Below are 18,355 nucleotides of genomic sequence, written 5' to 3'. Positions count from 1 at the left end.
TCAAGCCTCTCTCCAGAGCGATTCGAAGGGCTCTATTCGCTCACGATATAAGCCTTGCTCTACCTCGGCACTGACGACGCGAGGATCCTTTCCCTCGACGGTCAGTCCTATGCTTCTAGCCGTGCCCAACACAGTCTTGATGGCCTTTCTCAGGTCCTTGGTCAGCAGCTCACTCTTCTTGACGAGAGCCGCTTGAGCCACGTCCTCGATGCTTATATCGCCCACTTTCTGCTTGGCCGGGTCCCCGCTCGGCTTCTCCGCCTTGGCTTTGAAGAGCAAGAGCTCGGTTATGCTGGGAGGCACTAGCTCTATGCGATACTTCCCGCCCTGAGCCACGTAAATGCGCGCACCGAATTTAAGTCCCTTGAAGCTCCCTGTTAAGGCGTTGAGCTTGGCGGCGATCTCGGCCGGGTCCACCCCGGACTCCCTGAGAGCAGAGAGGTCCTCGGCGCTTGCGCTCCCCCCAGTGAAGGTCACGCTAACGATCTTAATCTGCTGACTCATCTCAACTCGAGCCCTCCTCAGGCTCGGATGGTTTGAGGTGTTCTCCTGGGACCGTGATCTTCAGAGGGTAAGTTGCCTCGTAAACGAGGAGCTCTACTTCGTTCTTCTCCTTGTTGACTCTCAACACCTTCCCCCTAGAGCCCCTCAGCGGTCCCGCCACCACCTTAACCTCCATCCCGGGCTCCAACATCTCCACGACGGGTCTCGGTCTTATCATACCCTCGAGTTCTTCCCTCGAAAGCGTGCCTCGAATCTTTCCCCGCACGTGTCTCAGGTCTCTTATTAACGCATCCGCCGTGCTCATCTTCGGTGTCTCGAGCACGAGAAAGCCCTTCGGCCTCGAGCTGGCTACGATAGCGTAGAGCTCAGCGCCGGACCTCCTGGCTCTGTTCTCTATAAGCAACGCCACATTGAGTTCCTGTCCTTTTGTAGTCTTTACCGCTACGAATCTGGCCTTGCCCTCGACCTTAGTGTCGCTCGACGAGCTCAAAGCTCGCTCCCTCACGGCGCTAGGCTCGGGAAAACGAGCGTAGCCAGCAGATGCACGACGTAGGCTATGCCTCCCACTATGGCGAAGCCGATTAAACTGAGCCTGAGCAGAAGCTTGAATTCCTCGCCGTCGGGTTTCCGGGCTAGCCTCAGCACGCGCCTCCAGGCCTCCACGTTCTCCTTAAGTCTGCTGACCACGCTCTGCAATTCTCCCGGCCCTCTGCGTGCCGCGGCCGGGATTTGAACCCGGGTCACGGGCTCGAAAGGCCCGCATACTTGGCCGGGCTATACTACCGCGGCTCTCTCACTTCATGCGTCGTAGGCTTATTTAGAATTTGCCTTTTTGTTGCTCGCGCCCTCAGAAAGTCGGCGACCGCGCTGAGAAGAGGCACGGCCAGGCACAAGAGAACCGCCTGGCCCCAATCGAGCGAGATCACGGCTTCCCCCCTCCACTCCTCGAGATATAGCAGAGGATAGATCCTCAGGCTCGTGCCGTGCAGCGTTAATCCCGCGTAGTGAAGCGCGACAAATGCCACCCCCGTGGGGAGAGCCACGTAGCGGAAGAAGCGAGTGCTGACGTCGAGGCGCGGCATCGACGCGAAGGTTAATAGGAAAACGTAGAGGAGGATCGACGCGACCTCATCTATCGACAAGCTAGCTCACCGGGGCTGGTGCGGCCGCCGGGATTCGAACCCGGGACCGCCGGCTTGGGAGGCCGGCGTCCTAACCAGGCTAGACGACGGCCGCATCGAGAGCTACTCAACGCCGCGGGTGAAAAAGCTTTTCTCGAGGGCTCAGCGTTTCCGGCTCTCCTCACGGGCCGCATGCCTCGAGAGACCCTCTTTACATCACAGCCCGACTCGCTCCCTTCATATATCGAGAGTCAGCCTGGCGCGCCACGTATCATCCTCTCGCCACACCTTCATTAACGAGTATGTCGCCGCCTTTACGTGAGTTCGCGACTCATGCCTCCTCTGATCGTATCTCTCGCCTCGCGCGAGCGCCCTGAGCCTCCAGGAGTCTCCCTCTCGCCAAATCCTCTCCACATCGTACTCGCTGAAGAGCATAAACTCAGCGTCGAACATGTAGATGAGCCACTCTATCCACCTCAGCAGGAGATTTTCGAGGTCGAAGCCCTCGAGCTCTACGGAGCGCTCTTCCTTGGGCTCAACCGCACTGGGGTCCGTCATTACCTCGCACGTCGCTGCCGCCGACTCCTCGAAGAGCTCTTCGAGCGTGCTTCCCCAGGCCTCAATGATCACATCTGCCGTGTGCTCGAGGAATCTGTGGCCGCGCTCGCCCATGCTCGCCTCTACCCGGCGCGTTCTTTCTCCCGAACCCGCGACTTAAAACCGACTCGAGCTTCTCCCTTCGACCTCATATCAGACCGAGCGAGCTCTCTAAACAGCAGACGATTCTGTCGGCGACGATCCACGCGTCGAGCGGCGCGCCGCCGAAGAGGCTAACCTTGTGCTTGGCTAGGGCCTCGGTGGCCGGCGAGAAGTCTCCGTGGGGGAAGCCCCCTACGAGGAGGCAGCTGCGCGGGAACGTGCGCTCTCCGAGCCATCGACAGTCGACTGGCTCTCCGCGCTCGTGTAGCAGCACCGGCTCTCTCACTCCGAGCTCTTCGAGGTGCTCTCGCAAGGTCTTGTTCTTTTTTAATTTGAGCAGAGGCCTGCCTCTGCGTGGGACTCTTCCATTCATGTAGAGGTGCTGGAGTAGATTGACGAATTGATAATAGTTCTTAGGGAGCCTAGCCGCGGGGTCTACTTCTATCACCTCATCGTTCAGCGTGTGAACGAAGACCCGCAGAACCCCTCTCGCGTTGAGCGGAGAATACTGCGTGGCCTGCAGGAACATGAAGACTATATCGGGCCTGCCTCTCTTCGACTCTATGCCTAAGAGCTTCATCTCTTCGTGGAAGAGGCTTCTATCGAGGATCAAATACTCAGGGGGCACGCGCATTCGCCGCGAGAGGCGCCTAGCTTTCTCTGTGTTCCTTAGGTCCTCCGGGATCGTTTCGAGAGAGGCCTCGACGAGGCCGAGCACGTAGAGGGCCCTCGGCAAGGCCTCTACTCGCCTTCTCTACCTCTCAACTCGATTTTCTCGATGACAAACGTGCGCCCGCGAATCTCGACGAGTCTCGCGTTAAGCCTCCGCGCCACCTCTCTGGCTACGTCCTCTCTCTTAAGGCCGGAAGCGAGAGCGTTCCTGTTTATCCTCACCTTGATCCTCCTCCGGCTCTTCAGCCTCCTCTCCAGCTCAGCCAGCAGCCCCTCCGTGACCCCCCTCTTCCCGATGTTCGCCTCGGCCTTGAGCTCATGCTCAGCTCGCCGCCCCAACGATCTCGTCAACGCGCGACCCCCGCGACGATTCTCCTCCACGAGCGCCCACACAGCGAGCACGAGTAGACCAAAAACGTGGCTCCTCTCTTCCTCCTGAGCCTGATCCTCAGCGTGACTCCGTGTTTCAGGGGGATCTCGCAGGAGGGGCAGAGCGTGAGGCGTCTCTTCACGAGCCCTCGCAGCTTATACTTGAGGTAGATCCTCCACATGTGCTTTCCCAGGATCCTCGCGTGCTCTACGTCTCCTCTATTTAGAGCCTCGTTGGCCAAGCGCCTGAGGTAGAAGAACTCCGAAAGCACGCCGCGTCTATTTACGGGGCTCAAGCGTCTTCACTCCTCCTCGGAGAGCAGCCTCTCGATGAGCCATCTCGGGGAGAACCTCTGGAGGTCCGCGTAGCCCTGCCCTACTCCTATATAGAGTATCGGCTTACCCGTCGCCGCCACGGCGCTGACCGCCGTACCCCCCTTGACGTCCGCGTCGACTTTGGTCAGAATGAGTCCGTCGATTCCAACCGCCTCCTCAAATCTCCTCGCTTGCTCCACTGCGTCGTTCCCGGTGAGGGAGTCCAGCACTAGGACCCTGAGATCTGGCTCCACGACCCGAACTATCTTTCTGAGCTCCTCCACGAGGTCGGGGTCCGTGTGCATCCTGCCCGCCGTGTCAATGAGGACGGCGCAGTAGCCGCGGTTCTTCGCGAACGATACGGCGTCTAAGGCCACGGACGCCGGGTCGCTCCCGTACTTGGCCCTTATTATGGGGACGCCCAGTTTTCTAGCGTGAGCCTCGAGTTGCTCCTGAGCTCCGGCTCTGAACGTATCGGCGGCTACTATCACTGGTGTGACGCCGGAGTTCCTCAGCGCGTAGGCCGTCTTAGCTATCGTGGTGGTTTTGCCTGAGCCGTTAACGCCGAAGAAGACTACCACGTAGGGCTCTCCTGTTCTCGAGCACTTCGAGAGAGCCTCCTCGATCACGTCGGGGCCGCGCTTATCTAAGATCTCAGCTAGGACTTCGGACACGACCTCTCGAGCGACCTCGAGGGCGTCTCTCCCGCGCTCGATCCTGGTATCGATGAGGCGCGAGAATGTCTCCTCGCAGATCCTCTCGGCCACGTCGTAGGCAACGTCGCTCTCGAGGAGACTCAACTTGAGCTCGTCGAGAGCTCTTCTCAGCTCCTTCTCGCTGAGCTCTCGCGTCTTGAGGAATTGAGCGGCCGCCGACGTTATCTTCCCGAGAGCGCTCTTCAGTCTCTCGAACAAATCGCCCACACGCCTAAGCGCGCTGCTCTCGAACGAGCGGCCCGGCCTCCGTCCGCGCTACGCTGCGCTCTATAGCCGCCTGAGCGAGGCCCTGTAACCTTTCGTACTCGCGCGCGAGCTCCTCTAAGCGAGCTCGCAACGTTTTCGCTTGCTCTTCGAGGAGCTTTTCTCTTCGCTCCAACTGCTTCTTGGCGAATTCCAACGTGCACTCGGCGTATATGTTCAAGCCTATATAAACCAAGGGTTTTGCCCCGAGAGGCTTGACCCTCAATACGGCGTGTGCCGACGGGTCCGCGAGAAGCAGCAGCTCGTTCGCCTCGCTCTGAGACTCGAGCTCCTCCAGCACGGCTCGAGCCTTCCTCGCGTTCAGCGCGGTGTTCGTCACTATGTCCAGCGTTTGCTTTAGCCTAGCTATCTGTTGCTCGAGAGCCTCGAGATGTTGCGATATCACCGCCACCGTCGCGTCGGCATTCAACTCGCTCAAATCGGCCAAGGCCCCTCACGCTCTCTTCAGAGGCAACGCAGTCAGCTTCTCAAACTCCCTGACGAGCCTCGAGCTAGCGGCCTCGGGAGGCAGCTCCTCTACGTTCTCAATCCTCACGTGATACCTCTTCAGCTTGTGCCTACTCCCGAGCTCCGAGTAGACTTTCTCGAGTGCGTGCTTCGCGTCGATCGCTCTGATCTCTATCGTGAAATTCCTCCACTCGGGGTTGCGATCGTGAGAGAGCAGCATCTTGCCGACAATCTTGTACACTTTGACGTCTCGCTTCATAGCGCATCCGCCCGCTCGCTTATTTGGGAACGCGCGCCTAAGATGGGCTCTCTCCAAACTCTTATTTTTTGCAGAGATTAGGGGTTATCGCTCCGCTTTCCCGCCGAACCAAGCGAGAAGAACAGCTTATAACATCAGTCGGCGAGTAGCGACTGTATGTTCATGATCTCGGGGCCTGTCGTGAGCTCTCCTACGAGGACGCCTCGATTGTTCAGGAGCACCCCGCTCTTGACAAACGCCACGCCCTCGTTGACGGTCGCGGGACCCGCTCTCACACCCAGGCATCTCTCTATGTCCGCTATCTCCTCGTCGCTCAAACCGGGGTGCACCAGAGACGCGCTGTCGTTGGCTACGGTCAGAGAGCCTATTGCCGGCGTGATGCTGTACCTCCTAACGCAAACTTTGACTCCGAGCGCCTCCTCGATACTCTTCACGGCCCCCGGCTCCAGCTCGCTCGACACGACAGCGGCTTTGTTGTTAGCCACTATGAGATTCCCCAGCGCGGTCTTCCTACTAGGAATCACCGCGATCCTCAAGCTCCGACCCACAGCGCTCTCGAGAGCGTCGAGTTCCTCGGGAGAGACTATGTGGGGGAGCAGGACGGCTCGATCATTGCCCGACACGAAGACGCCGACTATTCTGGTATCGGCTATCGTGGTCTCGATCACGTCGACTCCGAGCACCTCCTCCAGGGCTCTCCTCACGCTCCGAGTGATCCCGGGAGGGACCAGGGCCAGCTTGTTGTTGACGAAAGCCAGAACCCCAATGTTTGGGTTGCCGTTGATCGACAAGCGCTCGAGAAGCACTCCTCGGGCCGTCGTCTCTACATCACCTGGCTCGCACTCGGCTCATCAGCGAGCTAGGCTCGGCGCGATCTCGACGAGAGGAGCGGCGAGGCTCATCTCTCAGCGAGCTTCGCTCTCACTCGCAGCGGCACTGTGAGCTTCTCTCCGCTCTTCGTCGTGATTTCGCGCTTCTCCTCGATCTCGACGAGTAACTTGACCTTCCTAGGAGGCTTCTCGGAGCCTCGGCTCCATATGTAGGCGTTGAGGATAGGGTCTATCTTCACCTCCTCAGCCCGGAGGCGCCGCTTCAACAGCGTCTCCAAGTATTTGACGGCTCTCGCGGCTCTCCGAGCCCTTCTACCCCAATACACACGAGAGAGCCTGACCGTGAGCGTCTTCTTTTCGCTCACGACGAGCGTCACCCCACTTCTCACGCCTTTAGCTTCTGTCTTCTCCAGTGCCTCCTCTTGTAATTGGTCCTGACCTTCCTCAGCGTCTTAACGACTACCCAGAGAGGGACGGGCGAGTTCGCTTTGTGAGCGCTGGCTAGTCTTAGCTTCCGCGCGAGCGGCTTGAAGCGCGCCACGGGCCGCACACCTTATTTTTCTTTGAAAGTTATCTTGATGTCGCGCGAGGATCTCGAGGAGACCTCCATCAAAATCCTCTTCAGCTCTTCGTCCGTCACGGGGGCTCTGAGCCTCCCCATCTGAGCCATGGCTATTATCTGGTCCTCTATGAGTCGCGCGATCTCAGGCCTCACGAGCTTCACGTTGTTTAGCCTCTCTCTGGCCTCGGGAGTCAGAGCAGCGCGCAGTATCGCCTGCCTGCGCGCCTCCAGCTCGGCCTCCCTCTTCCTGCGCTCCTCCTCGGCGATCATGCGCTGTTGAAGTTCGGCGAGCTTTCTGCGCTTTACCTCCTCCAGCTCTAGGTCTGTCTCCTCGAACGAGCTCTGCATCTTAATGCCTCCTCCGGTGAGCCTAGAATTTCTGCAGGAGAGGCGTATTTTTCCTTGCCGCGGCTCAACCACGAAGTCTCTCACTCGAGGTATTTGCGAAGCTCCGGTCTGCTCTCAGCGAGCTCTCGCAGTATTTCGTGAGCCAGCCCGTCTAACAGCGACTGCGCCTTGGGCGTGAGGGTCCTGCCTTTACCGGGAACGCGCGCAACTAAGCCCGCTTTCTCGAGCTGCTGCAGCACCTTCCTCAGCACACTCCCCGAGGCCTTCGCGAAGTGTCTCGGGGAAGACCCGTATCGCTTAGCTCCTCCGTAAACGACCCGGAACGTCTCAAGCCCCACGGGCTCGCGCGACTTATAGAGCTTTCTCAGGATCGAGGCCGCTCTGATGTACCACCAGTCCTCCTGCAGTGGCGGGCGCTCTCTGTTAGTGCCCGTCTTCACGTAGGAGGCCCAATGAGGCGGCCTGATCTCCTCGAAGTTCCTCTTGAGGTACTCGGCTAGCCTAGCTATGAGGAGGTCGGCGGGGACCTCCATTGCCGTCGTCATCTCTGCATCACCTCGCTAGCGCTCGTCGCTCTCGCGAAATCGCGTGGAGATGAGCTCTCTCAGGACTATTAAGTTGAGCTCGAGCTCCTCTTATTCTTCTTCACTCCTCCGGCTCGACCCCCTCGAGCTCCTCGTGTATCAGCTCCAACGCAACGTCATAATACTCCTCAAGTCTCTGTTGTTTCTCCTCCTCGCTCACGGCGGTAGTCACGGGCTTGGCAACTAGGGAGGTGGTCCTGACGCGAGCCTCCTCCCTGACTCTCTCTCTGACCTTGTAGACTTCTCCGCGAGTCAGCTTCTCCTGATAGCCGCACTTAGGGCACTCCAAGCGCGTCGTCTTGCCTATGCGCTTAGGGACCAGAGCAGCGCCGCACTTGGGGCAAAACTTCACTGTTTCACGCTCCGCGAGAGCGCCACTTTACACTATGCAGGCTATATAAAAGTGAGTCGCGCTTTCCGCTCGAGGCGACGGGCTCACCACAGAGGGAGAGCCACCCCGCTAGCGCGCGGGTCAGCCACGAGGATCACTTCGTTCGGCTTCGCGTGAAGAGCGTGAACTACCCCGGTTTCCTCGGACATTAGAGGTCTATCCACGCGAGCATTTGTCCTCACCTCGACGTCGATGCCCCGCTCGAGCACTATGACCGTGGGCTCGTAATTGCGCCATTCTCTGATCACGTATCTAGGCGCGAATACCGACCTCTGCAAGTCCATGCCGTAGTAGATGATGTCTATGAGCAGGCTAGCGTGTATTTGGGGCCTGAGATGACCGCCTTGGCACCCAATTATGTAAAGTTCGTCTCCGCGCTCAGCCGCCAAGATCGAGAGCGTGTGGAGGGGCCTCTTCCGTGGAGCTGGCGAGTTTGGCAGGCCAGGCGCGTGGGCAAAGCACGCTCCTCTGGCTTGGAAGCTTATCTCGCTCGCGACTAGCCCAGAACCAAAGTGGTAGAACGTGCTCTGAATGAACCCCACGAGGTTGCCGCGCCCGTCGGCTGTCACGAAGAACGTCGTATCGGCGTCTCCTACCCCCTCTGAGCCCCTTGAGGCCTGCTTCTTCCTCTCGATGATTAGCTCGCGCTCTAACGCGTCGAACGGCTTGGTCATGCTAAGCGGATCGCCGAGGTTCTCGTCTCTATATTTATAAGACTCCATGGCTATCTCGAAGAACTTCTCCACGCGGAGCGCGTCGGCTCTCTCCCGCCCTCTCACATCGGGGTCGGCCTCGTAAGTCTTTAACATCTGCAGCGCCGTGTGCCCTTGAGTATTTGGTGGTAGCTCGTAGAGCTCTACGTCGTCGATCTGAGCTCTGAGAAGTCTCGGGAATCTCTCGCCGCTATGCGAAGCGAAGTCTTCGAACCCTATCGGGACTCCCTGAGCCCTCAGCTCGTCTACCAGCCTCTCCGCGATGGAGCCCTCGTAAAATTCTCTGAGCCCTTTCTTAGCCAAGAGACTCACGATCTCGGCCTTGCTACGGAACTTCACGAGAGAACCCGGGGCGATTGATCCGAAGGTCCTCCTCCACGACTCATAGCGAGAGAGCTCTCCTCGGCGTTTCTCGATAGCCCGCAGCAAGGGCTCCTGAGGATAAAAGCCGTTCTCGAGCAGACTCTGCGCGGGTTTCAGCAGCCTCGCCAGGTCCAGGCTGCAGAAATTCTCGTGCATCCACTCCCACAAGTCCACTATGCCCGGCACGGTCACGGTCAGAGGACCGTGCGCCGGCTTCTCCCTCATGTAGGCCTCCGCGTCAAATTCCTTGGGGCTTCTCCCGGATCCGTTGTAGGCTACGAGCTCTCCGCTCTCTAGCTTAGCCAGGAGGAAGGCGTCGCCGCCTAAGTCCCCTAGGTGGGGAACTAGAGCAGTTAGCACCGCGCTCGTCGCGAGAGCGGCGTCGAACGCGTTGCCACCTTCTCTGAGAACCTCAAGGCCGGCAAGCGAGGCTAGGTGAATAGTGGAGGCTACCCCCCCTCTCCCTCTCGCGGTTATCATTCTCTCAGCCGTCGAGACCGAGCTATCTCCTTCTATAAAAACTAGACGCATTCCCTCGCGTCGAAGAGCGCTATCTCGAGCTCGACCGCAACATCTCTCGATATATCTCCTCGACTAGCCTCGGAGTGACCTCGAAGGGAGCGAGCTTAGACTGGGCCCCCAAGATCTCTAGTGCCACCTTTTTGACATGCTCGACGTCACCGAGGCCGAGGCCATAGCGCTCCGGCGTCTCCGCGAAGCCGACGGATTTCTGGAACTCCTCGAGAGCCCTCCTAGCGCGCTGGGAGTCGTCCGCCGTGGGCCTCAGGCCGGGGTCTACGTGTCTGAGGAGGGAGCAGCATGTGCTCGGGTCCGCTTTATAGATGAGCTCGACGATGGGGGGACCGAGCATCGCCAGGCCAGCTCCGTGGGCGAGCTCGGGCCTGAGGCCGCTGAGGGCGTGTTCCATCGCATGGATCAGGTGGGTCCTACTGTTATCAATGCAGATCCCGGCTATCATTGATGCATAGAGCAGCCAGAACCTTGCGCTCAAGTCGCGCGGATTCTCGAGGGCCGAGGGCAGCCACGAGGCCGCGAGGCGCACTGCCTCCTCCGCCAGGAGCTTTGTGTAGGGCGAGGCCCAGAAACTCGTCGCGGACTCTATGGCGTGGTAAAACGCGTCGAGAGTCGTGTAGGTCGTCTGATCTCTCGGCAGCGTGAGCAGATACCTGGGGTCATCTATGCTGATTTCGGGGTACATGTGGTCGCTCGCGACTCCTATCTTAGCCCGAAGATCGTCGATCGTCACGACGGCGTATCTGTCGACTTCGCTCCCCGTCCCGTGCGTGAGGTTCACCGCCGCCAGAGGGAGCGCTCCGCGAATCTGAGCATCGCCCAAGGCGTAGTCTCTGACTCTTCCACCGCACTTAGCCACGACCGAGGCCAGCTTGGCCGCGTCGATCACGCTCCCTCCCCCAATCGCCACGATCGCCTCGACCCCGCGCGCGGCCTCGGCGACCTCCTCCACGAGGGCCTCACTCGGATTCGGCGTGACTCTATCAAAGTGTTCGTAGGAGACGCCGCATCTCCTCAAGAGCCTCTCGACGTCCGCTAGAGCGCCCGACTCTCGCGCAGATCTCCTACCGGTCACCAGTAGAATTTTCTCGAAGCGCTCCAGCCAGGGCTCCAGGCAGCCGACGACGTCGACCCCGAACATGAGCCTCGTAGGTCCAGCTCTCACGGCGAAGCTTCTGCGCACGTCCCACGTCACGGCTCATCGACCAGTCGTCAGGGGCTCGCCGTACTTGTTGAGGAAGGCGAGCTCCTCGAGACTCTTCCTAGGCGGAGGCGGGGGCACATCGTCGGGCCAGCCCAGCGCTATTATCGCCACGGGCACGAGATGCTCCGGGAGGCCGAGGACCTGTTGTATTTCGCCGACGTTTCTGAGCGTCTGGATCCAGAGGCTTCCGAGGCCGTGAGCGTGCGCCGCGAGCATGAGGTAGACCGCGGCGTTGGCGCCGTCCACCTGAAACGAGACTGGGGCGGCGCTGGCGTCGCTAGCCACCACGACGCAGAGGGGGGCCCCCCGCAGAGGGGCCGCCCATCTGTGAAGCTTCGAAAATCTGTCGATGACCTCTCTGTCGGTAACCACAATGAACGCCCACGGCTGCCTGTTCCTGGCGCTCGGAGCGTAGCGCGCCACCGAGATAAGCCTCGCGACTAACTCGAGAGATACAGGGTCCGGTCTGAATCTCCGAATGCTCCTCCTTGTTACCAGGAACTCCACGAGCCGCTCGACGTCGCGCTCTGAGCTCAACGCTCATCTCCACTAACCGCGGTCCCCCGACACTGTAAAAAATTAAACGCCGCTCCGACGAGCGAGGATCGATGGGAAATGCTGCTTGGCGTAGTGAGCGATTCTCACGATAACTTAGAGTCCGTGAGAGCGGCGAGGCGCGAGCTCGAGCGACGAGGGGTCGGCGCCTTGATCCATTTAGGCGACTTCACCTCGCCTTTCACCTTCCGAGAGCTCTTCCGGGGGTGGAGCGGAAAGGCCTTCGCGGTGGCCGGCAACAATGATGGCGATCAGCTTCTCCTCTCCAAGCAAGCCGACGCGCTCGGCGTGGTCTTTACGAATCACCCACAGGTCTTGGAGCTCGAGGGCAGGAGGCTCCTGCTGTTGCATGGGATGGGGCGCCCCGAGCTCACGCTCGAAGTGGTTCGAGCCATAGCGAGTGGGGGGACGTTCGATGGCGTCCTCTTTGGCCACACCCACTCCCCGCTCGTTGAGAAGAGCTCGAGGTCGCTCCTCTTGAATCCGGGAGAGCTCGCCGGCTGCCTAACCGGTAAGAAGACGGTTGCTCTCCTGGACCTCGAGAGCATGACGGCTGAAATAATCGAGGTCTGAGCTCTCGAGAGCCTCGGCTGCCCTCTTAATTAGGGCAAGGTCCCAATAGTTTTTCTCGGTGAAGAGCTCGATGGTGAAGGGAAAGGGCTGCCGAGCGAAGAAGGAGGAGAAGGAGAAGAAGGAGTGAATGGGGACTGCGGCGGCAGTTAGTTAGAGGTCAATCGCGATGAGCTTGACCAGCCCGCTCGACCCTACGACGATTTTTGAGCTGAGGAATAGAGTCATCGAGTGGTACAAGGAGCGGGGAGATAAGCTCTTACCGTGGAGACTCAAGAAAGACGCTTGGACCGCCCTGCTTGCTTCTCTCCTACTTAGGAGGACCCGCGCCGAGAGAGCCGCAGAGCTCTTCCAGGAGGTTCTCGCGAGGCTCCCTTCTCCTCGAGAGGCCGCCGAGGCGAGCGAGGAGGAGCTGAGAGGCCTGTTGCGCCCGCTTGGTCTACAGAACTTGAGAGCCAAGGAGATCATTGAGATCGCGAGGCTCATCATAAAGAGATGGGGGGGCTCGATCCCGTGCTCTGGCAGAGCTCTCGCCGAGCTGCCGGGTGTGGGGAGATACTCCGCGTCAATGATCTTAATGGCGGCATGCGAGCGCCCAGAGCCTCTCCTAGACTCAAACGCGGCTAGGGTGATTGGGAGGCTCTTCGGTGTAGACGTGAGCAGAGGCGGGGAGCGCAAGCTCGAGGTCCTGGTGCGCCTTCTCGCGCCTCAGAGCCCCGAGGCTAAGGAGTTCACGCTCGGCCTGATAGATCTGGGGAGGAAGATCTGCAGAGCCCGAGCCCCGGTCTGCCACGCGTGTCCTCTACGCGACTTATGTCGCTACGCCTCGAGAACGAGGAGGAGTTGAGCGTCGAGCTTCGGAGGTCGCCTCCTGCGAAGATTTTCGACCATTTCGGGATAGATTAGGTCTCTGCCTCCGATTCCTCAGATCCTCGCTCCCGCATCCCCATCGAATTCCGTCAAGAAGCGATCAACACGACTGACTCTGCTCCGTGGCCCGGAGCTCCGCAAAGGCGTTAAGAGAAGGGGCCTGATCCACGAGCGGCCGAATCGGGAAAGCTCGAGGAACAGATAGAGAGGCCCTGGTAGTGTGATATCGAGAGCGACGCTTTTCTCCGAGTTGATCGCCTCGATAACCTCTGACAACGAGTTGTCTACATCAGTGGCACGAGGAACCGTTTCAATAGCGATTCTATCACGGCGTTGCTCAAATACATGCTAGCCCCCGTTATTATTAATAATATAGACGAGTAATAGTATATAGCGTACTTAGAACCAGGGTTAGCGGACATCAGCGACAACGTATTCGATAACACTAACACTAATACAGATACATTTATGATTGGTGATACATCAACCGGGCTTGTCTCCAAGAACTCGAGAGGGCTCACGTACTCCGCGGTAACTCCCATTGAGTATTGAGAGATGGCGCTTGAGAACAGGTTCACGAAGCCGCCAACGAAAATTAAAAGCATAATGGCGATGGCGTGCATGACATATAGCGTTATCTCGAACGTCTTGAAGACCTGTATATAAGAGAGTCTTATCCTGAACAGTTCGTTCAAATGATCTGAGAGCAACGCGCCGGCTTCGCCCGTGTCGCCGCCGAGCTCCACCGTATCCATGAATATCTCCATAGCTCTCACCATGAGCTCGCTGCCCGATTCGACCGCAACTCTCCTCCACATCAGCCTCGGATCTATTTTATTCACGAGGCCAGCGTAGACCTTGCTCAGTAGTTTCCTCAATTTACCTAGTTCCGCAACGAGCAGTGGCTTGAGTGATTCGAGTAAGTTAGGAACAACCGATATATGTTCACCATAGCTCCTTATGAAAGCTGGATAAAACATATCATATTCAGTTATTCTATTCTCATAAATTTTAACTAATATGCCAACTGGTAGAAATATCACACCACTAAGTATCAAATAAAGGGAAGTTGTATCTAGCTCTGTTATATTACCAGTCATAATTAAATATGAGATTATTATAGCGAAAGAAATTATACCGAAAATACCGAGTAGACTTATAGACTTGACTAACGTCGAGCGCGCCTTTTTATATTCAAATAAGGGTCTACGGATTATGAAATACATCAAGGTAGATACAGATAGCAGAGCTGCCGCGATGCCCATCAGAGCCGTTAACACGAACCCCATTAAACCACCTCTGAATAGCACGCCGAGCATTAGTAACATGGTAATGAGGAATGTAAGTGAGCCAATTACTGTCGTATACACTCCTAGCACCAATCTGAGCGAGTCGATCATTCTACCAAATCCTGATTTATACTCACTAAATAGTGTGTTATACTCTAATCTCAAATGCTCCTTTACGTCTCCACCGGTGCTGACTATAGCCGAAAGTCTCTGAAGGAGTTGCTCCTCTATCTTGCTCGGGGCCTCTCTCGAAACCAGCTTCAACGATTCGGGCAAACTGTAGCCCCAATTCCTGGTCAGAGTGTACACTTTGAAGTACAACTCTCTATACTTCCTCTTATAGAAGTTGGTTTCGCCTATTTTTTGGAAAAGTGTAGCTATAGTCGGATTGCCAGTTACGAGACATCTCATATGAACCAATATGAATATGAGATCGTCTGATATAGGAATTGTGGCTCCCAACTTCTTAATACCGGAATAATATATTATTAATAAAACAGAGCTGAAAATTGTCACAGATCCTAAGATAACATTAATTGGATAAGAGAAATAAATAAATAGTAGTGACAGAATAATTATGTTTAAGATTATCATTATTAAAATTAAATATATTCTCCTAACAAAGAGATTTGGTATCTTTTTCAACCTATTGGTCAGACCTTCATATAACTTTCTTACAGTTATAGTAATTCACCTATAGTAATTCACCTTTCGAGAGCCTTCTGAATGCCTCCTCGAGGCCTAGGTCGTATGTTTTAATGATAGCCCTGTAAACATCAAAATAATCTAAAATGTTTTTATCAATGAGTAACCTTATATATTTTGCTCTTAAGTCCAATTCCTCGTAGATCGCGTTGATGTCTTTACGTGAGATTCCGCGCATGACTGCTACCTTCTCCTCGAGCAAGTAGCTGGCTCCTCGACCCGAAAACCTGTGGACATCCGATACGGGGTCCCATATGAAAACCGGCATCGCGGCTACCGAATCGGCCTTTGGGTCGTATCCTATTATCTCGTAAACCGAGATCATCCTACGTGTCAGCAACCCACTCTTGTCGTATACGGAGGACTGGAACCACGCTATGTTGAGATTATCTAGGTTGGTCTTTGGCACTCCGATAGGAGCATTCGTTAGCCTTTGTAGGAGCCTCTCGAGGTTGGCTGCGTGAAATGTAGATAAAACAGGGTGACCGGTCTGCATGGCTTGAAATGCTATATTGCCCTCCGCGCCTCTGATCTCGCCAACTATAATGTAATTAGGCCTCTGCCTCAATGCTGCTTTGAGCAAGTCAAACATTGTGATGCTGCTCTCGGCTTTGCCTGTATCTCTAGTTAATTCCCTGACCCAGTTCGGGTGTGGTAGCGTGACTTCCGCCGTGTCTTCTATGGAGACTATCTTGTAGTTAGGTCTGATGAACGCTGCGAGCGCGTTTAGGGTGGTAGTCTTACCGCTAGCCGTCTCCCCGCATATGAAGGCGCTCATGCCCTCGCTCAACATGATCCACATGTATGCGGCAGCGTATTCGTTGAAAGTGCCCCATTTAATTAGCTGCGTTACGCTGATCGGGACTTTGGCCACTCTCCTTATGGTGAAGTTGCTCCCGTGGAGGCTCACGTCTCTCCCATATACGATGTTTATTCTGCTTCCGTCGGGCAGCGTGGCGTCGACTATCGGTCTGGCCCTCGATATGGGTTTACCTATTTTTTCACTTAGTTTGATAATAAAGAGATCTAATTCATCTTCACTTGAAAAACCAACATTACTCACGAGAGAACCGAAGATTTTATGAACTACATATATATTTCCAACTCCTTTACTAGATATATCCTCTAGATATGGATCCCTTATGAATGGTTCTAATATACCTAGTCCTATTTTATCTCTTATCATGTGATATTTGATATAATCTGCATCCCCAATGTAAATCTTTATCTTGTAATTATAAGATCTTATCTCGTTATAATTCACGGGCTTATCACTCAGATCCAATATCTGATCGAGGAGCTCGAGGAGTATTCTCTTCTGCCCCTCCGCCGATTCCACGGCGTGCTCCGGTCTTATCTTGTACGCTAACGCTTCCTCGATGAGGCTCAATAGGCGCGGGGGGGGTCTCGGCGGTTCGACTACATTGTATTTCGCGTAGCCCTGAGCTCCGCGCTCTATATTTGTCACGTGTACGAACACGCCACCGCCGATGGGATACACTATGTTGTATCTCTTCCACGTTTTCATTTCGCCAGTGAGTCTATCTACGAGGACAGGCTCTTCGTCGTATTTGCTCTTGAACTCCTCGATGTATCTAACTAGGTATTCGGGCCTTTCGCCGAAATCCGGCTCTCTAATCTCGATCTCTTTCGCTTCGCGCCGCCTGACCGACCGTATCTTTACCCCTGGCAGGCCGGGCACGGCGAACGCCTACTAATTATACTTTTGCCAGAGCCATCGGGACGAGTTTTATACCAAAGGCCGGGTCCACTTCGAAAGTTACCATGGAATTGTAGGAGGTAGGGGCTCCCTTTAGTTTTATGATGCTCAAAGCTTTCATCAATTTGCCACCCATCTCAACGTTCTTGAGCTCCATGTAACCGTCCGCTATTGCCCTTAGGAACAGGTAAATCTCCCTATCTAGGCCATCCGGGTGAATACTCAACATGAACGTTTTACCTTTGTCAACGAGTTTCTTAATTATAGTTAGGAAATTAGATACGTTGTCCGTGCTAGCCCCCTTAATAAGTGTCGTGAAAGAGTCAACTACGTATATGTCGTATTTATCAATGCTTCTAACCGCGTGGCTTTGGACTAGCTCGAGCAGAGTTCTCCCAGTAGATTCGACCCATCTCACGCGAGGTATTCTGGACGAGTATACGATCAGCGAGCCGTTCAAGTATTTTTCGAGAATGTTGAAGCCCACGCCGATCATTTGTCTGATATAGCCTATCGTGGAAGCCTCCGTCGTTATAACTATGGTCCTTAGCCCCGAGAGAAGAGCCCCATATATGAACTGCTGGATCAAAACGGTCTTGCCAGAGCCGTGTCCTCCCTCTACTACCAGAAGGGAGGGGACGGGTAAACCGCCACCTAGCTTAGAGTCGAGCTCGCTGTTGCCTGTGGTTATCACCCTTGTCTCAAGGACCAAGCGAGACCCACCTCGAGGCCGTATACCCGTAGTGCGAAGTAAATAACATTTTTATTGGTTTACTGATGTCTATGTTATCTCTCACAAGGTGTCCTTCGATTACGCCCAGCTCACCGGGTCCTATGGAGTTCTTCGAATTAAACGATATAGCGTAATTATCTGTCAAAAAGACTTCAGTAATGCGCCAGTTTTCTCCGTACGTTAGTCGAACGACCTCTACGCCGTTGCTCACCGTATAATATTGAATCATGAGATCGCACTTGTTCATGTCGTATATGGGCTCCGAGCCTTCGTTATAAATATAGATCACGAAGTCGATCCTATACGTGCTCGTATTTTCGTTGATATTAGTCGCGATCGCTTCAGCATTCGTTATTAATATCCTATTCAGCTTGGACCTGAGCATTATGTTCGCGTGATCTCTCATTGAGGAGAGGAGCGACGTGCTAGAGTACATGAGCACGCTCACGAGCGTCGACGCTATTAACATCATGGTCAACACGACTGCCACACCCGGCAGCAATACCTCGGACGGCATGACAACGCACCTAACTCACAACGTATGAGGTGGCGTAGCCGTTGACTAGCGCCAGCTTGATCTCTATCGGCGGCGTGTACTGTCTACCATCGGTGTCTATTACTAGCTCAATCGTCTCGGAGGGCTCAAGCACCCCCGTTCTAACGCCGTACTCAACGATCACCACGTAGCTGGCACCCGACACGTAGTATTCTACCTTGCCGCTGTAGTCTCTCACGAATATGTCCATGTAGTCTAGTTTATTGTATGGTATATCTCCAGTATTCTTAACATAGATCACTAAATGTGTTCCATTATAATACGCATATATTATATCAATACTTAGTCTAAAAGTATCAGCTTTATTTTTTACGGCTATGTTCATCGAGTTTACCAATAAGTTCAGCTGACCCATGACGGCCATCGCGAAGAGAGAGACCAGAATGACCGCCACTATCGTGAGCAACGCGTGTGCTATCGTCGTGGACTCGCCCATCCATTTTTGCCCTCATCGCTGCTGCT

General features: G+C 55.5%; 27 protein-coding genes and 2 tRNA genes. 2 read left to right on the top strand and 27 right to left on the bottom strand.

What is annotated here, in order from left to right; translation table 11 throughout:
- The 22 genes from QXU97_02805 to QXU97_02700 form a co-directional block, all read right to left on the bottom strand.
- Complete coding sequence (locus QXU97_02805; protein MEM4035529.1) at nt 1-504, bottom strand: hypothetical protein; 504 nt, start codon at nt 502-504, stop codon at nt 1-3.
- Between the two features lies 1 nt (nt 505).
- Nucleotides 506-994, bottom strand: coding sequence for a transcription elongation factor Spt5 (locus QXU97_02800; GenBank protein ID MEM4035528.1), 489 nt, complete (start codon nt 992-994; stop codon nt 506-508).
- An 11-nt stretch (nt 995-1,005) separates the two neighbouring features.
- The gene (locus QXU97_02795; protein ID MEM4035527.1) at nt 1,006-1,191 is read right to left on the bottom strand and encodes a protein translocase SEC61 complex subunit gamma; all 186 of its coding nucleotides are present in this window, start codon (nt 1,189-1,191) and stop codon (nt 1,006-1,008) included.
- 27 nt (nt 1,192-1,218) lie between these two features.
- Nucleotides 1,219-1,293, bottom strand: a tRNA-Glu gene (locus QXU97_02790).
- Nucleotides 1,284-1,646: a hypothetical protein gene (locus QXU97_02785; protein MEM4035526.1), complete on the bottom strand. Its 363-nt coding sequence runs from the start codon at nt 1,644-1,646 to the stop codon at nt 1,284-1,286. The genes QXU97_02790 and QXU97_02785 overlap by 10 nt, the downstream gene beginning before the upstream one ends.
- 16 nt (nt 1,647-1,662) lie before the next feature.
- Nucleotides 1,663-1,740, bottom strand: a tRNA-Gly gene (locus tag QXU97_02780).
- Nucleotides 1,741-1,862: 122 nt separating this feature from the next.
- Nucleotides 1,863-2,297, bottom strand: coding sequence for an archease (locus QXU97_02775; GenBank protein MEM4035525.1), 435 nt, complete (start codon nt 2,295-2,297; stop codon nt 1,863-1,865).
- A 73-nt stretch (nt 2,298-2,370) separates the two neighbouring features.
- Nucleotides 2,371-3,060 (bottom strand): hypothetical protein, encoded by a 690-nt coding sequence (locus tag QXU97_02770; protein ID MEM4035524.1) that lies wholly within the window; start codon nt 3,058-3,060, stop codon nt 2,371-2,373.
- A 5-nt stretch (nt 3,061-3,065) separates the two neighbouring features.
- Nucleotides 3,066-3,347 carry a YhbY family RNA-binding protein gene (locus QXU97_02765; protein MEM4035523.1) on the bottom strand — a complete coding sequence of 94 codons (282 nt, stop codon included), beginning with the start codon at nt 3,345-3,347 and terminating at the stop codon, nt 3,066-3,068.
- Nucleotides 3,344-3,661 carry a ribonuclease P Rpr2/Rpp21/SNM1 subunit gene (locus QXU97_02760; GenBank protein ID MEM4035522.1) on the bottom strand — a complete coding sequence of 106 codons (318 nt, stop codon included), beginning with the start codon at nt 3,659-3,661 and terminating at the stop codon, nt 3,344-3,346. The genes QXU97_02765 and QXU97_02760 overlap by 4 nt, the downstream gene beginning before the upstream one ends.
- A 6-nt stretch (nt 3,662-3,667) precedes the next feature.
- Nucleotides 3,668-4,603, bottom strand: coding sequence for a signal recognition particle-docking protein FtsY (gene ftsY, locus QXU97_02755; protein ID MEM4035521.1), 936 nt, complete (start codon nt 4,601-4,603; stop codon nt 3,668-3,670).
- A gap of 4 nt (nt 4,604-4,607) precedes the next feature.
- Nucleotides 4,608-5,087: a prefoldin subunit alpha gene (gene pfdA, locus QXU97_02750; GenBank protein ID MEM4035520.1), complete on the bottom strand. Its 480-nt coding sequence runs from the start codon at nt 5,085-5,087 to the stop codon at nt 4,608-4,610.
- A 6-nt stretch (nt 5,088-5,093) separates the two neighbouring features.
- Nucleotides 5,094-5,366 (bottom strand): 50S ribosomal protein L18Ae, encoded by a 273-nt coding sequence (gene rpl18a, locus QXU97_02745; GenBank protein ID MEM4035519.1) that lies wholly within the window; start codon nt 5,364-5,366, stop codon nt 5,094-5,096.
- Nucleotides 5,367-5,500: 134 nt separating this feature from the next.
- On the bottom strand, nt 5,501-6,172 hold the full coding sequence (locus tag QXU97_02740) for a translation initiation factor IF-6 (GenBank protein MEM4035518.1): 672 nt from the start codon (nt 6,170-6,172) through the stop codon (nt 5,501-5,503).
- Nucleotides 6,173-6,264: 92 nt separating this feature from the next.
- Nucleotides 6,265-6,561: a 50S ribosomal protein L31e gene (locus QXU97_02735; protein MEM4035517.1), complete on the bottom strand. Its 297-nt coding sequence runs from the start codon at nt 6,559-6,561 to the stop codon at nt 6,265-6,267.
- A 20-nt stretch (nt 6,562-6,581) separates the two neighbouring features.
- Nucleotides 6,582-6,746 (bottom strand): 50S ribosomal protein L39e, encoded by a 165-nt coding sequence (locus QXU97_02730; protein MEM4035516.1) that lies wholly within the window; start codon nt 6,744-6,746, stop codon nt 6,582-6,584.
- Between the two features lie 3 nt (nt 6,747-6,749).
- Nucleotides 6,750-7,106 (bottom strand): DNA-binding protein, encoded by a 357-nt coding sequence (locus QXU97_02725; GenBank protein ID MEM4035515.1) that lies wholly within the window; start codon nt 7,104-7,106, stop codon nt 6,750-6,752.
- An 80-nt stretch (nt 7,107-7,186) separates the two neighbouring features.
- Entirely contained in the window at nt 7,187-7,651 is a 465-nt protein-coding gene (locus tag QXU97_02720; protein ID MEM4035514.1) for a 30S ribosomal protein S19e, read from the bottom strand.
- A gap of 100 nt (nt 7,652-7,751) precedes the next feature.
- Nucleotides 7,752-8,042 (bottom strand): hypothetical protein, encoded by a 291-nt coding sequence (locus QXU97_02715; GenBank protein ID MEM4035513.1) that lies wholly within the window; start codon nt 8,040-8,042, stop codon nt 7,752-7,754.
- 83 nt (nt 8,043-8,125) lie between these two features.
- Nucleotides 8,126-9,688 carry a gamma-glutamyltransferase gene (locus tag QXU97_02710; protein ID MEM4035512.1) on the bottom strand — a complete coding sequence of 521 codons (1,563 nt, stop codon included), beginning with the start codon at nt 9,686-9,688 and terminating at the stop codon, nt 8,126-8,128.
- 19 nt (nt 9,689-9,707) lie between these two features.
- On the bottom strand, nt 9,708-10,886 hold the full coding sequence (locus tag QXU97_02705) for an iron-containing alcohol dehydrogenase (GenBank protein ID MEM4035511.1): 1,179 nt from the start codon (nt 10,884-10,886) through the stop codon (nt 9,708-9,710).
- A gap of 3 nt (nt 10,887-10,889) precedes the next feature.
- Nucleotides 10,890-11,432 (bottom strand): nitroreductase family protein, encoded by a 543-nt coding sequence (locus QXU97_02700; protein MEM4035510.1) that lies wholly within the window; start codon nt 11,430-11,432, stop codon nt 10,890-10,892.
- 78 nt (nt 11,433-11,510) lie between these two features.
- Between QXU97_02700 and QXU97_02695 the strand changes: the two genes are divergently transcribed.
- Nucleotides 11,511-12,023, top strand: coding sequence for a YfcE family phosphodiesterase (locus QXU97_02695; GenBank protein ID MEM4035509.1), 513 nt, complete (start codon nt 11,511-11,513; stop codon nt 12,021-12,023).
- A gap of 166 nt (nt 12,024-12,189) precedes the next feature.
- Nucleotides 12,190-12,867 carry a hypothetical protein gene (locus QXU97_02690; GenBank protein MEM4035508.1) on the top strand — a complete coding sequence of 226 codons (678 nt, stop codon included), beginning with the start codon at nt 12,190-12,192 and terminating at the stop codon, nt 12,865-12,867.
- Nucleotides 12,868-13,174: 307 nt separating this feature from the next.
- Here QXU97_02690 and QXU97_02685 read toward each other — a convergent pair whose 3' ends face one another.
- The 5 genes from QXU97_02685 to QXU97_02665 form a co-directional block, all read right to left on the bottom strand.
- Nucleotides 13,175-13,768, bottom strand: a complete 594-nt coding sequence (locus QXU97_02685; GenBank protein ID MEM4035507.1) for a hypothetical protein — start codon at nt 13,766-13,768, stop codon at nt 13,175-13,177.
- Nucleotides 13,769-14,873: 1,105 nt separating this feature from the next.
- Nucleotides 14,874-16,586: a type II/IV secretion system ATPase subunit gene (locus tag QXU97_02680; GenBank protein MEM4035506.1), complete on the bottom strand. Its 1,713-nt coding sequence runs from the start codon at nt 16,584-16,586 to the stop codon at nt 14,874-14,876.
- Nucleotides 16,587-16,602: 16 nt separating this feature from the next.
- Entirely contained in the window at nt 16,603-17,316 is a 714-nt protein-coding gene (locus QXU97_02675; GenBank protein ID MEM4035505.1) for an ATPase domain-containing protein, read from the bottom strand.
- Nucleotides 17,306-17,854 (bottom strand): hypothetical protein, encoded by a 549-nt coding sequence (locus QXU97_02670; GenBank protein MEM4035504.1) that lies wholly within the window; start codon nt 17,852-17,854, stop codon nt 17,306-17,308. The genes QXU97_02675 and QXU97_02670 overlap by 11 nt, the downstream gene beginning before the upstream one ends.
- Before the next feature lie 10 nt (nt 17,855-17,864).
- Nucleotides 17,865-18,329 carry a hypothetical protein gene (locus QXU97_02665; GenBank protein ID MEM4035503.1) on the bottom strand — a complete coding sequence of 155 codons (465 nt, stop codon included), beginning with the start codon at nt 18,327-18,329 and terminating at the stop codon, nt 17,865-17,867.
- Nucleotides 18,330-18,355: the final 26 nt, after the last annotated feature.

This window comes from Fervidicoccaceae archaeon (genome assembly GCA_038878695.1).
In the GTDB taxonomy this organism is placed as follows: domain Archaea; phylum Thermoproteota; class Thermoprotei_A; order Sulfolobales; family Fervidicoccaceae; genus JAVZVD01.
This window is presented reverse-complemented; position numbering and strand designations above follow the sequence as displayed.